A 787-nucleotide genomic window follows, 5' to 3' on the forward strand; every position below is an offset into this window, starting at 1 on the left:
TCGGGTCCATAGTTGGGTCAACGCCAATACGTTCAAACGCTGTAATGTGCGACCAGTCCATCTCTACATAGTGGTGTTCTGAGCCAGCATAGCTGTGTAGCATGGCAACCATGACCAAATCGGCGTAATCCGCTTTTTCAACTTCTCGAGTGAAATTAACACACTCTTTGGGTACAGGTTTGAGCTCGGATGGAAAGTCCCATTTCTCTAATATCTTCTGACCCACGATGGGCTGAAGTTCATCCAAAAGGTTGTCGAGCATTACGCTATTTATTTGAACGTCGTTATCTTCAACGTACTTAAGGACCGGCAAAGAACCGATGGAATAAACGAGTCCGGCCAACGTCGCTTGGCCTGCAGCCAGATGAGGGTGCTGCCGTGCGAGCACACTACATATACCCGCTACTTCGGTACTGCGCTCCCAAGTCTCGCGCATACGCTTGTCGATCATCTCTGAAGTTGCTTGGAACATCTGCTCCATTGCGAGGCCTGTTGCAAGATTACTCGTATATTGCATGCCTAAGCGGTTTACTGCCATGTTTAGCGTAGTGATTTCATTTGCACCGCGAAACAAAGGGCTGTTGCTAACCTTGAGTAGGCGTGCTGATAAGGCAGTATCTTTGTTAATAACGTCGATCAGGTCGAATAACCCCGAATCTTCGTCTTCGCTGATTCTCTTAACATCTAAAGCAATTTCAGGAAGCGTTGGTAAGACAATAGTGTCGTTCTCAATTGCTTCCAATATATCTTGTTTTATCTTCTGACCAATTTCTGACATGAATACCTC

The 787-nt window shown here is 46.3% G+C and carries 1 protein-coding gene; it reads right to left on the minus strand.

Annotated features, from left to right (window positions below; all coding sequences use genetic code 11):
- On the minus strand, nt 1–778 hold a 778-nt coding region (locus tag A3766_RS06020), incomplete at its 3' end, for an HDOD domain-containing protein (protein ID WP_068641930.1).
- Nucleotides 779–787 lie beyond the last annotated feature (9 nt).

Source organism: Oleiphilus sp. HI0132, assembly GCF_001635845.1.